Raw genomic sequence first — 14227 nt, 5'->3', positions numbered from 1 at the left:
GGGAGCAGATGTATGGCAAAATATTTGGTGATCGTTGAGTCACCGGCAAAAGCAAAGACAATTAAACGTTATTTAGGTTCGAATTATATGGTCAAAGCTTCGATGGGGCACGTCATTGACTTACCGAAAAGTCAGCTCGGTGTGGATGTCGAACACGACTTTGAACCAAAGTATATTACGATCCGTGGTAAAGGGCCGGTATTGAAAGAATTGAAGACAGCGGCCAAAAAAGCAACAAAAATCTTTCTCGCAGCCGACCCCGACAGAGAAGGGGAAGCGATTGCCTGGCATTTGGCGCGCGCACTCGGGGTTGATGAGACAACGGAGTGTCGTGTCGTCTTTAACGAAATCACGAAAGATGCAATTAAAGAATCGTTTAAGCATCCACGTAAAATCAATCACGACCTTGTCGATGCGCAGCAAGCACGACGTATTTTAGACCGTCTTGTCGGATATGGGATGAGTCCTTTATTGTGGAAAAAAGTGAAAAAAGGACTATCTGCCGGTCGAGTCCAGTCGGTAGCTGTAAAAATGATTATCGACCGCGAACGTGAAATCAATGCGTTTGACCCGGAAGAGTATTGGTCAATCAAACTCGACTTGAATCACGAGGGAGAGACGTTCGAAACGTCGTTTTACGGAAAAGATGGCAAGAAGATGGAGTTGAAGTCGGAAGAGGACGCAAAGTCTGTCCTTGATACGATTGATGATACGTTCAAGGTAATCGATGTGACGAAGAAAGAGCGGAAACGGAATGCATCGTTACCGTTCACGACGAGTTCGTTGCAACAAGATGCGGCGCGTAAATTAAATTTCCGTGCGAAGAAAACGATGATGCTCGCTCAGCAGTTGTATGAAGGGATCGACCTTGGCAAGAAAGAAGGCACGGTCGGACTAATCACATACATGCGTACAGACTCGACGCGGATTTCTGACTTGGCAAAGGCAGAGGCAAAAGAATATATCGAATCGACATTCGGTGAAGAGTACGCAGCCTCACAAAAGCAAAAAGAAAAGAAAGCAGCAAACGCACAAGATGCGCACGAAGCGATTCGTCCGACTTCAGCACTGCGTGACCCTGCTTCCTTGAAGCCTTATCTGTCTCGCGACCAGCTAAGACTTTATAAATTGATTTGGGAACGTCTGATTGCGAGCCAGATGGCACCAGCAGTGCTCGATACGGTCAAAATCGACGTTGAATCGAACGGAATGATTTTCCGGGCGAACGGGTCGACCGTCAAATTCCCTGGGTTCATGAAGGTGTACATCGAATCAAAAGATGATGACATCGAGGATACGAATCAAGAGAAGGAAGGCTTATTGCCGCCTCTTGAGGTGGATGATACGGTCAAGTTTGAAACGATCGAACCGAAGCAACATTTCACACAACCACCACCACGATATACGGAGGCGCGGCTCGTTCGGGCGATGGAAGAGCTTGGGATCGGTCGTCCGTCGACGTACGCACCGACACTTGATACGATTCAACGACGTGGTTATGTCGTCTTAGAAGAGAAAAAGTTTGTTCCGACCGAACTTGGTGAGCTCGTCATCGAAATGATTGATGAGTATTTCAATGATTTCATCACAGTTCAGTTCACGGCGGATATGGAGACGCTGCTTGACTCCATCGAGCATAAGGAAGTTCAGTGGACCGAGGTCGTCGCTCCAATCTATCGCTCATTCGAGAAACGTTTGAAGCGTGCCGAAGAGGAAATCGAAAAGATTGAAGTGAAGGATGAACCTGCCGGAATCGATTGTGAGGTATGTGGTTCACCAATGGTCATCAAAATGGGACGATACGGAAAGTTCATGGCATGTTCGAACTTCCCGAACTGTACGAACACGAAGCCAGTACAAGTCGAGATCGGTGTACCTTGTCCGAACTGTAAGGATGGTCAAATCGTGGAACGTCGCAGTAAAAAAGGTCGTCTCTTTTATGGATGCTCCAACTATCCAGAGTGTGAATTCGTCTCATGGGATAAGCCGGTCGCAAAACCGTGTCCTGAGTGCGATAGTCTGATGGTTGAAAAGAAAATTAAAGACGGCATGAAATATCAATGTACGAACTGTACCCATACAGAGGTACATCAGCAAGAGGAGGAGTAACGTTGCAACAACGTGTAACTGTAATCGGGGCCGGATTGGCCGGCTCCGAAGCGGCATGGCAACTCGCCAAACGAGGCATACAAGTAGATTTATATGAAATGAGACCGGTCCGCCAGACGCCGGCCCATCACACGGACCAATTTGCGGAGCTTGTTTGTTCGAACTCGCTCCGGGCGAACGGACTACAAAATGCGGTCGGAGTTCTAAAGGAAGAAATGCGGACGTTGGACTCGCTCATCCTGAAGGCGGCAGACACGGCGAGTGTCCCGGCTGGCGGCGCCCTTGCCGTCGACAGACATGAGTTTGCCGGGTTCATCACCGAGAAACTAAAGAACCATGAGAATGTCACGGTACACTCAGAAGAGTTGAAAGAGATTCCTGAAGGGATCGTCATCGTGGCGACAGGCCCGTTGACGTCTCCTGACCTCTCCGCCTCGCTCAAAGCATTCACGGGTGAAGAGTATCTCTACTTCTATGACGCCGCAGCACCGATTTTAGACGGTGATACGATCGATCGCGAAAAAGTCTACTTGAAGTCACGTTACGATAAAGGTGAAGCGGCTTACTTGAACTGTCCGATGACGGAAGAAGAGTTTAACGTGTTTTACGAGGAACTCATCAAAGCAGAAGTCGTTCCGCTCAAAGAGTTTGAGAAAGAGATTTATTTCGAAGGGTGCATGCCGTTTGAAGTCATGGCTGAGCGTGGGCGAAAAACACTTCTTTTCGGACCGATGAAGCCGGTCGGGTTAGAAGATCCGAAGACGGGCAAGCGACCATACGCAGTCGTTCAACTCCGCCAAGACAACTCGGCGGGCACACTGTACAACTTGGTCGGTTTCCAGACACACTTGAAATGGGGCGAGCAAAAGCGCATCATTCGTCTCATCCCGGGCCTTGAGAATGCGGATATTGTCCGTTACGGTGTCATGCACCGAAACACGTTCATTAATTCACCGAGCCTGCTCAAACCGACATATCAGGCACAAACGCGAGATACACTCTTCTTCGCAGGTCAGATGACGGGTGTGGAAGGGTATGTCGAATCAGCCGCATCAGGACTGCTGGCTGGAATTAACGCGGCGAAGATGATTGCAGGTGAAGAACTTGTCGTGTTACCACGTGAAACGATGCTCGGTTCAATGGCGCATTACATCACGACAGCTGACGGGAAACACTTCCAACCGATGAATGCAAACTTTGGATTGGTACCGTCACTAGAAGATGCTCCTAAGAAAATGAAGAAGCAGGAGCGCTACGAGCGCTATGCCAATCGTGCACTCGAGACGATTCAACAGTATAAAGATCTTTGAACAACAGAGCCATTTATTGGCTCTTTTGTTTTGAAATTAAATTTCAATTGTGTAATTTGTTTCATACTTTGAAAATTTTCAGATTATTGAACGACAATCTATTGTCACCATACATTCTGTATGCTATGCTAATTTCGATTTGACGAGAACATGCGTTTTTAGAAGTGACCGAGGAGGCGATAAAATGGGGTTCTTAGAGGATCGACAATCATTTTTACGCTATTGCCAAATCGAACGTCAACTGTCTCCTCATACGAAACGCTCCTACGAGCAAACGCTCGACCAGTACGCCGCATATTGCCAATCGATGCATCAAGACCCTTACGATGCAGAGACGGCGCGGCGTTATTTATATGTCCTTTATGAAAAACAGTTAGCGAGTTCCACGGTGTCCCAAAAGATATCTTGCCTAAAGCAATTCGGGAAATACATGGCAAGAGAACATGGAGGGGAACCGTTGTTTCATGACCTGACGTCGCCAAAAAGAAGGCAGGCGTTACCTACCTTCGCTGTTCCGACTGAGGTCGAACAACTGTTAGAAGTCGCATCGATGCAAGACGATTTGTTTTTACGGATGAGGGACGTCGCCATCTTAGAAGTGCTGTATGGGACCGGGATCCGCGTCGCTGAACTTTGTGGAATGAACCTTTCTTCTTTCGATGATGTCTTATCTTTCGTTCATGTAACGGGAAAAGGAAAAAAAGAACGATACGTCCCAATCGGAACGTACGCCTCAAACGCCTTGAAAAACTACATCGAAGTGAGGGAAGATGTCGGGAGCAAAGCGGAAAACGCATTATTTTTGAGTCAAAAAGGGAATCGAATGACAACAGACCAAATTCGGTATGTTTTGAAACGCTTGAGAAAAGAGGGTGGGGTACATAAACCACTCACCCCGCACTCGTTGCGACACAGTTTTGCAACGGACTTGTTAGAGCGGGGAGCGGATTTGCGAGCTGTTCAAGAACTGCTCGGGCACGAGTCGCTTTCGACGACTGGCCGCTACACCCACGTATCGACCGAACGACTTCGCTCGATCTACCAAGCGACACATCCAAGAAAGTAGGAGGTTACGATATGTTTCACGCAACAACGATTTTCGCAGTTCGACACGATGGACAATGTGCGATGAGTGGAGACGGTCAAGTCACCTTCGGGAATGCCGTCATCATGAAAAACAAGGCGAAGAAGGTAAGACGCCTGTATGGCGGAAAAGTCGTTGCCGGCTTTGCTGGTAGCGTTGCCGATGCGTTTACTTTGTTCGAGAAATTTGAATCAAAGCTTGAAATGTATAACGGTAACTTGCCACGCGCCGCGGTCGAATTAGCGAAAGAATGGCGCGGGGATAAAATCTTACGACAACTTGAAGCGCTCTTGATTGTCATGGATGCCGAGCATCTATTGCTCGTTTCCGGAAACGGAGAAGTCATCGAACCGGATGATGGGATCCTTGCGATCGGATCTGGCGGAAACTATGCGCTTGCTGCTGGGCGCGCACTCGTTCGTCATTCCGCTGACAAATCTGCTGAAGAAATCGCGCGTGCGGCGCTAGAGATTGCCGGTGAGCTTTGCGTATATACAAATGATCAAGTCATTGTAGAAACGATTGGAGGCGATGCTAAATGAACCGAGAGTTGACACCGAGGCAAATCGTATCGGAACTAGACCGATTCGTAATTGGTCAAAAGGACGCCAAACGGGCCGTATCGATCGCTTTACGAAATCGTTATCGCCGTCAAAAATTAAGTGCGGACCTTCGCGACGAGGTCACACCAAAAAATATTTTGATGATTGGGCCGACAGGTGTCGGGAAGACAGAAATCGCCCGTCGTTTGGCTAAACTCGTCGGGGCTCCATTTGTCAAAGTGGAGGCGACGAAGTTCACTGAAGTCGGGTACGTCGGTCGTGACGTTGAATCGATGGTACGTGACCTTGTCGAAGCGTCAGTTCGTCTCGTCAAAGAGGAGAAGAAAGACGATGTGAAAGAACCTGCAGAACGCGCGGCCACTGAGCGGCTATTAGATGCTTTGCAAGGAAAAGCGAAAGCTACACCAAATGCATCGAACCCGTTCGAGGCGTTGTTCGGGGGGCAGACGCAACAGCCTGAATCCACGACGGACACATCAAAAAATGATCGTTCCCAGCTTCGACGTTTACTTGAACTCGGTGAACTCGAAGACCGTGTCATTGAAGTCGAGTTGGAAGAAAAACAGACGATGGATTTATTCCAAGGTCAAGGCATGGAAGGGTTGTCGAATCTTCAGGACATGCTCGGTCAAATCGTTCCGAAGAAGCGGAAACAACGTAAGTTGACTGTTCGTGAAGCGAGACCGCTAATCATCGCGGAAGAGGCTGAAAACTTGTTAGACTTGAACGAAGTGCATGATGAAGCGGTACAACGAAGCGAACAGATGGGAATCATCTTCGTCGACGAGATTGATAAGATCGCAACAAAGTCACAAGACCATGCCGGCGTTTCTCGTGAAGGCGTTCAACGTGACATACTCCCGATCGTGGAAGGATCGACGGTCGTCACGAAATATGGTCCTGTCAAAACGGATCACGTGCTCTTTATCGCAGCTGGTGCTTTCCATATGGCCAAGCCTTCTGATTTGATTCCTGAGCTTCAGGGACGTTTTCCGATCCGTGTCGAATTGAGTAGTTTAACGGAAGAAGATTTCGTCAAAATACTGACAGAACCTTCACAGGCGTTGATTAAACAGTATACGGCTCTATTGGAGTCTGAAGAGATCACGGTTCGATTCACACACGAAGCGATTGAAGAAATCGCAAAAATTGCGACACACGTCAATCGAGAGACCGATGACATCGGTGCACGCCGCCTTTACACGATTATGGAACGTGTCCTAGAAGATCTGTCGTTCGAAGCTGCAGATATGCCACAGACAAGCGTGGAGATCACACCCGCTTACGTACAAGCAAAAGTTGGTTCGATCGCAGATGATCGCGACTTAAGTCAATATATTTTATAAGATTCTGTATGCACATACAGGGAGGAAATAGAGATTATGAATTTACTAGATAAAACTCGCCAATTAAACACGATGCTTCAACAAGAGGCAAGTGCACACGTTGATTTTAAAGAAATGGCGGACAAAATGCGTGAAGTGCTTGAGTCCAATACGTTTATCGTGAGCCGTCGCGGACGACTTCTCGGTTTTGCGATCAAACAACAGATTGAAAATGACCGGATGAAGGCATTTTTAGTGGACAGGCAGTTCCCGGAACCGTATGCATCGAACTTGTTCAATGTAAAAGAAACGACAGCAAATATCGACATCGATAGTGAGTACACAGCATTCCCAGTCGAAAACCACGACCTATTCCTCAACTCAAAGACGACGATCGTCCCGATTATCGGTGGTGGTGAACGGTTAGGTACGCTCGTCTTAGGACGATTGGCGAATGAATTCACAGAAGACGACCTCGTTCTGGCTGAATATAGTGCGACGGTAGTAGGCATGGAGATTCTTCGTGAAAAGGCTTCAGAAGCAGAGACATCTGCCCGTAAGAAAGCTGTTGTTCAAATGGCAATCAACTCATTATCGTATTCAGAACTTGAAGCGATTGAACATATTTTCGAAGAGCTTGGTGGCAATGAAGGGCTGTTAGTTGCTTCCAAAATTGCCGATAGAGTGGGAATCACTCGGTCGGTCATCGTGAACGCACTTCGTAAATTAGAGAGTGCTGGCGTCATTGAATCACGTTCTTTAGGTATGAAAGGAACGTATATTAAAATATTGAATGATAATTTCTTGTTTGAACTACAAAAACTGAAATCAAACTGATATACAACTTTCGATGTGTGATTTCCATTGAAAACACTTTTAAAAGGGACTTTGTTCCTAAAAAACCGCTTTCCTCATTGAGGAAGTGGTTTTTTTTAGTACGAAAGTAATCATTTTTAAAAATTGACGTTAATTCGACAAAAAGACGTTAACCCATTTACCTATGTTTTAAAAAATATCTTTCGGAACTGTTACAGATTTGTTTCAATGAAATAGTAGATTTTCCAAATCAGGTATATATCAGTATTTATTATATGAAAGCGAGTGAACGCCGTGAATTGGATGGGTAGTGACTACCAATTACTTAAACAAGCCGTCAATCATTCAGTCCTCAACCAAAAGGTCATCAGTCATAACATTTCAAATATCGATACACCGAACTTCAAAGCGAAACAAGCGGTGTTTGAACAGACGCTTCAAAATGAGATGCGACTCAAGCTTCAAGGTGGCCGACCGAGTGATTCGACCGAGTCTAAAGTCATCAATCGGGCTGGTGGAGCGATGAGAAGTGACGGCAACAATGTCGACTTGGATTATGAAATGAGTGAACTGGCAAGAAACCAACTGCAGTACGAGGCGATCATGGAGCAAATGAATCGCAGACTCGGAGGATTAAAATCTGTTATTCGGGGAGGTCGCTAATCGGTGGGAATGTTCGATAGTTTTCATATTTCAGCGTCGGCGCTGACATCTCAACGTTTACGAATGGACACTGTATCGGCAAACATCGCGAACGCACAGACGACAAGAGGGAAACTAGTCGATGGGGAGTGGCAACCGTATACGCGAAAGATGACCGTGTTACAAGAATCACCTTTTAAAAATCATTTAGGTGCCGTCAATGGCGGGGTACAAGTCGCTCAAATCATCGAAGACGATTCACCTTACAAACTCGCCTACAACCCGAATCATCCTGATGCGGACGAGCGGGGATATGTTCAGATGCCAAACGTTGACCTATTGAAAGAAATGGTCGACCTCATGGGCGCCACTCGCTCATATGAAGCGAACATCGCAGCGATGAACGCATCGAAGGCGATGCTCGTCAAGGCGATGGAAATTGGAAAAGGATAAGGAGTAATCTAGCATGCAAATTAATCCGATTCAAATGATGAGTCAGGAAGTCACGCCATCACTAAACAAAACGAACCCATCTCAATTCGGGTCATATTTGAACGAAGCGATGAATGCGTTGAATGAGACGCAACAAGCGACTAGTCAGGCTCGGAAAGACTTGGCTGTCGGAAAAGCTGACCTTCTTCAAGTCATGATTCAAAGTGAAGAGTCGTCGATTGCGATGCAACTTGCCATCGAGGTGAGGAACAAGGCTGTTGAGGCCTATCAAGAAATGATGCGAATGCAAGTTTAATTGTAGAGGATGACAAGTTGCGATGAATGAACAAGTAAAAGAACGATTCAAATCCACGACCGATTTCCTAAAAGCGATGCCAGCAAAACGAAAGCTCGTGTGGGGTATTGCGATTGCGGTCTTACTAATCGTGGCCCTTGTGCTTACTTTCTTCTTAGCGAGACCGAGCATGGCGCCTCTCTATACAAACTTGTCTGCTCAAGAAGCGGGTGAAGTGACCGAGAAGTTAACTGCAGACGGGGTTCGGTCAGAAATCAAGGCGACTTCGAACGGTGTGAGCGTCTATGTGCCGAATGAAATGGTCGACCAATTGAAAGTGAGTTTGGCCGCGGCAGGCATTCCGAAGTCAGGGTCCATCGACTATAGTTTCTTTAGTGAGAACGCCGGTTTCGGAACGACAGATCGCGAAATGGCAGTCATCGAGCGAAGCGCGATGCAGACAGAACTTGAGCGACTCATCACTCAAATCGAAGGAATCAATCAAGCGAAAGTCATCATCTCACTTCCTGAAAAGTCAGTTTTTTTAGCTGAAGATCAAGGTGAACCAACGGCCTCGATTGTATTGAATCTCGGAACCGGAACGAACTTAGAACCGAATACAGTGAAAGGTCTCTATCATTTGATCAGTAAGAGTGTCCCGAACTTGAAACCTGAAAACATTTCAATCATGGATCAGTACTTTACGTATTATGACCTTGATCAAACAGTTGTTGCAGGGGGGTCTTCATCTGACCCGTTAGCGCTAAAACGTCAAGTCGAGAAGGATGTACGTCAACAAATTCAACAGATGCTCTCCGTTTTATTAGGTGAACGAAGCGTACTCGTCTCCGTAACGGCCGACATCGACACGACACAGACTGCCGAGGAGCAGAATCTCGTGACACCAGTCGATGAAGAAAACATGGAAGGCATCGTGACATCTGCCGAGCGAATCGCTGAAGCGTACACAGGTGGTACCGGAACGGCGACAGAAGCGACGGGGACCGGCGAGAACGACACGGTCAATTTCCCGGCTGCGACTGGGGATAGCACAGAAGAAAGTGAAAAGAATCATGAAATCATCAACTATGAAGTGAACCGCATTACGAAACAGATTCAAAACGCACCGTATACGATTCGTGACCTTGGTGTGCAACTGATCGTTGAACCACCAGACGGTGCGACGACGATCGATCCACAACTCGAGGGTGATCTCGAAACGATGATGTATTCCATCATTCGAACTTCATTAGCGAAGACGGATGTGGCCATCACAGAGGCCGAACTTGAACAGAAGGTCGTCGTCGTGTCACGGCCATTCGCCGAAGTGGCAGACGTCCCGGCAACAGAACAACCTACACCATGGTGGATGTATGCGGCAGCTGCCGGAGCAGTCGTTCTTCTTGCACTCATATTCTTCATGATGCGTAGACGTAAACAAGAAGTCGTGTCGGAACCGAACGAATGGGAAGTTCCGTATGAAGATGAAGTTCCTGACCTTGACCTTGAAGAGCGAGGCGAAGGGGCTGTGAAGAAGAAACAGTTAGAAAAATTAGCTGAAAGTAATCCAGAAGAGTTTGCTAAACTACTTCGTACTTGGATGTCTGAGGAGTGAGTAACGTGAACTATGCTAAACAATCAAATCGCGAAAAAGCAGCGATGCTCATGATTTCCCTGGGACCTGAAGTGGCGGCGAACGTCTACAAGCATCTTTCAGAAGAAGAGATGGAACAACTGACGCTTCAAATTTCAGCGTTGAAAAAAGTGTCCCCGGAAGAAAAGGATAGTATTCTCGGTGAGTTCCATGAACTCGCCATGGCACAAAGTTATATTACCCAAGGTGGGATCGGATTTGCGAAAACGGTCCTTGAGAAAGCGGTCGGTGAAGACAAGGCGATGGCATTGATCCATCGTCTGACGTCGACCTTACAGGTCAGACCGTTTGAGTTCGCACGAAAGGCTGACCCGAAACAGCTGCTGAACTTTATTCAAAATGAGCACCCTCAGACGATCGCATTAATATTAGCCCATCTAGAACCTGTCAAATCGGGGCAAATTCTATCGGAACTTCCACCCGAGATTCAATCGGAAGTCGCGAAACGAATCGCGACGATGGATCGGCTCAATCCAGATGTCATCCATGAAGTCGAACAGATTCTAGAAAAGAACTTGTCGCAGACAGATATGCAAGATTATGCACAGTCTGGTGGAATCGAGGCGGTCGTCGAAGTATTGAACGGGGTCGACCGAACGACCGAACGGACAATTCTCGACGCACTCGAAATCGAAGACCCAGAACTCGCAGAAGAAATCAAGAAACGCATGTTTGTCTTTGAAGACATCGTCACTCTTGATTCTCGTGCAATCCAACGCATTATTCGTGAAGTGGCGAACGATGACTTGTTGCTCGCACTCAAAGTTTCATCGGAGGAAGTCAAACAAATCATCTTCAAAAACATGTCGCAACGAATGGTCGAAACGTTCAAAGAAGATATGGAGTTCATGGGACCTGTACGGTTGCGTGACGTCGAGGAAGCGCAAGGGCGAATCGTTGGAATCATTCGTCGCTTAGAGGATGTCGGTGAGATTGTAATCAGTCGAGGTGGAGGAGATGACATCGTTGTCTAATGTAATCAAACGTCAACGTGCAACGTCGAACATTCCGCAACGGATTGAGTCCAAACGATTAGAAACACCTGTTTTTGAACCGACCGATCACATTGACCATCATGAAGTCATCGAGTCGCGCTATGAGAAGCTGAAACAGGATGAAGAAGCATTTCAACAATTTCAACTGGCAGAACTAGAACAACTAGAACGTTTGAAGCAACAAACGTTTGAAGAAGCCCGTTCAGAAGGGTACCAAGAAGGACTTCTTCAAGGGAGACAGGATGGATTGGCCGAGTTTGAAGACATCACTACGCGTTTAAACTCCGTATCGACAGAGCTCGAACTCTTGTTTGAAGAAAAATGGAGGAAAGCGGAAGAACAGCTGATCGAATTGGCCGTTTCAGTCAGTGCACATGTGACAACAGACCTTGTTCGAAAAGATGAAGAGCTATTTGCGACGATGATTCGTGAACAGATGTCACACCTAGTGGACGCCGAAGCACTCACAATCTTTGTACATCCGACCCGACTCGCATCGATTCAGCAGTTTGAATCGATGTGGCGGACAGACGAAACACCTCCAATGAAGTATCGAGGTGATGGGTCTTTAGACGAGACGGCCGTCCGGATTGAATCGCCTTATCGTGGGAATGAAGTCGATTTATCGTATAGTTTCGAACGAATTCAAGCCAAAATCGAGGAGGTTTTAGCGGATGGCGCTTATTGAGAAGGTCATTGAATCGATCAGACAATCTACCGATGGCGAGTTCACTCGCAAAATCGGCCGAGTATGTCGAGTCGTCGGGTTGATGATTGAATCAAATGGGCCGGGCGCATTTGTCGGAGAGCGATGCTTGATTATCCTCCCTTCAAACGAAACGGTTGAAGCCGAAGTGGTCGGGTTCAATGAAGAGCGCGTTCTTCTCATGCCATACGGTGAGACGACTCAAATCGCTCCAGGATGCCTCGTAAAAGGGACTGGGAAGATGCTTCAAGTTCCTGTAGGTGAAGAGTTGATCGGACAAGTGCTCGACGGTTTAGGTCGTCCCCTTTCAGGTGAACGACTTGTGACCGGTAAGCGTTATGACGTTCAACGTAAACCCCCGAACCCGTTGAATCGACCGAGGATTTTAGACGCCTTGTCGACCGGTGTCCGGATGATCGATGGGCTGTTGACTGTCGGGAAAGGCCAACGGGTCGGTCTGTTTGCCGGTTCCGGGGTCGGGAAGTCGACGTTACTCGGTATGATTGCCAAACGTTCATCTGCAGATATTAATGTGATCGCACTCATTGGTGAACGTGGCCGAGAAGTGAAGGAGTTTATTGAAAAAGAACTCGGGCCAGAAGGGATGGCACGGTCAATCGTCATCGTCGCGACGAGTGACCAGCCGCCACTCGTTCGCTTGAAAGGTGCCTATACAGCGACCGCGATTGCCGAGTACTTCAGGGACCAAGGGAAGGAAGTGGTCCTCATGATGGACTCGGTGACCCGGTTTGCGATGGCGCAACGTGAAATCGGTCTCGCGACCGGTGAACCACCGACGTCAAAAGGATACACACCGTCTGTTTTCGCTATGTTGCCACAATTGCTCGAGCGAAGCGGGACGGCGGCCACTGGTTCGATCACCGCCTTTTATACGGTCCTCGTCGATGGAGATGATATGAACGAACCGATTGCCGATGCGGTGCGCGGGATATTGGATGGACACTTTGTCATGGACCGTGCGCTTGCGAACCGTGGACAGTTTCCCGCGATCCACGTGTTGAAGTCAATCAGCCGGGTCATGAACCAAATTGCATCCCCTGAACATCGGGAAGCAGCCCAAACGTTCCGAAGTTGGCTGGCCACGTATATTGACGCAGAAGATTTAATCAATATTGGGGCGTATAAGAAAGGGACCAATCCGGCAATCGACACCGCCGTTGACAAATACCCATACTTGTTGACGTTTTTAAAACAGTCGATTGAAGAAGACGCCGCATTCGATCAAACGATGGTCCACTTGTCACATATCGCGCGAGGTGAATCATGAATAGACTCATATTAGAACGAATCATGCCAATTGCTGAACATGAGAAAGAAGATGCTGCTATTGAAGTGAGAGGGTTGAAGTCAAGACTCGAGACGGAGATGGAGAAGTTGTATGAACTTCTACTCATGTATGAGTCGCTCATCAAACATCAAGATGAACAATCTGGAAACATCGACCTTCTCATGTCGCAATATCGAGAAAAGACGCGCGAGCAAGTGAAGCGCCAAATCGAGACGCAACAGCTCGTCGTTCAACAAGCGCGCAATCGTTACCACGCGTCGCAAGAAAGATTACTCGGTAAAGTGGTGGAAGAAAAGAAATACGTGACGCTACATGAAAAGGTCAGCACGCAAGAGATGGCGGTAGCTAAACTGACAGAGCAACAAATGATGGACGAACTTGCTGTGATTCATCATGGGAAAGGGAAGTAGCATGGCAAAAGAGAATAACAAACGAGGCAAACAGATGATTGTCGCATTGATCCTCATCCCAGCAATCTTCATTTTGGTCGGCGGAATCGTCGTCATGAACTATGCGATGGACCGTCCGCTCTTGTCCGTCCCTTTCTTACAGGTAAGCGATGACGAGAAAACGGAAGCACCGAAAAAAACGGAGACGCAAGTGAATGTGACGGGTATCGATTCGGACGCAACGAACCGATTAAAGGCGGCGAACAGCGAGATTGAAAAGCTTCGAAATGAAAATGTCGAACTGACGAATGAAGTAAAAGCGAGACAAGAAGAAATCACGAATTTGATTCGGGAACGAGATCGTCTCGTCTCTGAATTAGAGGCAGCGTCAAAAGAAGAGGAATCCTCATCTGACGTCGCGAGCGTATATGAAGAGATGTCAGCCAAACAGGCGGCGGCCATCATGGGCGAACTCGAAAGTCCTCAAGTGGCCGAACTGTTAAAAGAACTATCACCAAAACAACAAGCGGATATTTTAGGACGAATGGACGCTCAACAGGCTGCGGTCGTGACGCAGCTTCTCCAATGAACATGAGAA

Annotated in this window: 15 protein-coding genes; all 15 read left to right on the top strand. The window is 47.5% G+C overall.

Features of this window, described 5'->3' with window-relative positions:
- Window positions 1-12: 12 nt before the first annotated feature.
- Window positions 13-2109: a type I DNA topoisomerase gene (gene topA, locus KNP00_RS01665; protein WP_215141650.1), complete on the top strand. Its 2097-nt coding sequence runs from the start codon at window positions 13-15 to the stop codon at window positions 2107-2109.
- A 2-nt stretch (window positions 2110-2111) separates the two neighbouring features.
- Window positions 2112-3419, top strand: coding sequence for an FADH(2)-oxidizing methylenetetrahydrofolate--tRNA-(uracil(54)-C(5))-methyltransferase TrmFO (gene trmFO / locus KNP00_RS01660; RefSeq protein ID WP_420828304.1), 1308 nt, complete (start codon window positions 2112-2114; stop codon window positions 3417-3419).
- A 184-nt stretch (window positions 3420-3603) separates the two neighbouring features.
- Window positions 3604-4485 (top strand): tyrosine-type recombinase/integrase, encoded by an 882-nt coding sequence (locus KNP00_RS01655; RefSeq protein ID WP_215141648.1) that lies wholly within the window; start codon window positions 3604-3606, stop codon window positions 4483-4485.
- Window positions 4486-4496: 11 nt separating this feature from the next.
- The gene (gene hslV, locus KNP00_RS01650; protein ID WP_215141646.1) at window positions 4497-5045 is read left to right on the top strand and encodes an ATP-dependent protease subunit HslV; all 549 of its coding nucleotides are present in this window, start codon (window positions 4497-4499) and stop codon (window positions 5043-5045) included.
- Complete coding sequence (gene hslU, locus KNP00_RS01645; protein ID WP_215141644.1) at window positions 5042-6412, top strand: ATP-dependent protease ATPase subunit HslU; 1371 nt, start codon at window positions 5042-5044, stop codon at window positions 6410-6412. The genes hslV and hslU overlap by 4 nt, the downstream gene beginning before the upstream one ends.
- 36 nt (window positions 6413-6448) lie before the next feature.
- Window positions 6449-7228 (top strand): GTP-sensing pleiotropic transcriptional regulator CodY, encoded by a 780-nt coding sequence (gene codY, locus KNP00_RS01640; protein ID WP_215141642.1) that lies wholly within the window; start codon window positions 6449-6451, stop codon window positions 7226-7228.
- 282 nt (window positions 7229-7510) lie between these two features.
- The gene (gene flgB, locus KNP00_RS01635) at window positions 7511-7870 is read left to right on the top strand and encodes a flagellar basal body rod protein FlgB (protein WP_240542679.1); all 360 of its coding nucleotides are present in this window, start codon (window positions 7511-7513) and stop codon (window positions 7868-7870) included.
- A 3-nt stretch (window positions 7871-7873) separates the two neighbouring features.
- On the top strand, window positions 7874-8302 hold the full coding sequence (gene flgC, locus KNP00_RS01630) for a flagellar basal body rod protein FlgC (protein WP_215141637.1): 429 nt from the start codon (window positions 7874-7876) through the stop codon (window positions 8300-8302).
- A gap of 13 nt (window positions 8303-8315) precedes the next feature.
- Window positions 8316-8597 (top strand): flagellar hook-basal body complex protein FliE, encoded by a 282-nt coding sequence (fliE, locus tag KNP00_RS01625; protein WP_215141635.1) that lies wholly within the window; start codon window positions 8316-8318, stop codon window positions 8595-8597.
- 22 nt (window positions 8598-8619) lie between these two features.
- A complete protein-coding gene (fliF, locus tag KNP00_RS01620; RefSeq protein ID WP_215141633.1) occupies window positions 8620-10191 on the top strand; it encodes a flagellar basal-body MS-ring/collar protein FliF in 1572 nt (523 codons plus the stop codon).
- A 5-nt stretch (window positions 10192-10196) separates the two neighbouring features.
- Window positions 10197-11204 carry a flagellar motor switch protein FliG gene (fliG, locus tag KNP00_RS01615; protein ID WP_215141631.1) on the top strand — a complete coding sequence of 336 codons (1008 nt, stop codon included), beginning with the start codon at window positions 10197-10199 and terminating at the stop codon, window positions 11202-11204.
- Window positions 11188-11913 carry a FliH/SctL family protein gene (locus KNP00_RS01610; RefSeq protein WP_215141629.1) on the top strand — a complete coding sequence of 242 codons (726 nt, stop codon included), beginning with the start codon at window positions 11188-11190 and terminating at the stop codon, window positions 11911-11913. The genes fliG and KNP00_RS01610 overlap by 17 nt, the downstream gene beginning before the upstream one ends.
- Window positions 11900-13219 (top strand): flagellar protein export ATPase FliI, encoded by a 1320-nt coding sequence (fliI, locus tag KNP00_RS01605; protein WP_215141627.1) that lies wholly within the window; start codon window positions 11900-11902, stop codon window positions 13217-13219. Before KNP00_RS01610 ends, fliI begins: the two co-directional genes overlap by 14 nt.
- Window positions 13216-13650, top strand: coding sequence for a flagellar FliJ family protein (locus tag KNP00_RS01600; RefSeq protein WP_215141625.1), 435 nt, complete (start codon window positions 13216-13218; stop codon window positions 13648-13650). Before fliI ends, KNP00_RS01600 begins: the two co-directional genes overlap by 4 nt.
- A gap of 1 nt (window position 13651) precedes the next feature.
- Window positions 13652-14218: a MotE family protein gene (locus KNP00_RS01595; RefSeq protein WP_215141623.1), complete on the top strand. Its 567-nt coding sequence runs from the start codon at window positions 13652-13654 to the stop codon at window positions 14216-14218.
- Window positions 14219-14227 lie beyond the last annotated feature (9 nt).

This window comes from Exiguobacterium qingdaonense, assembly GCF_018617855.1.
GTDB lineage: Bacteria > Bacillota > Bacilli > Exiguobacteriales > Exiguobacteriaceae > Exiguobacterium > Exiguobacterium qingdaonense.
Note: the sequence above shows the minus strand (reverse complement) of the source record. Positions and strands in the feature narration are given on the sequence as shown.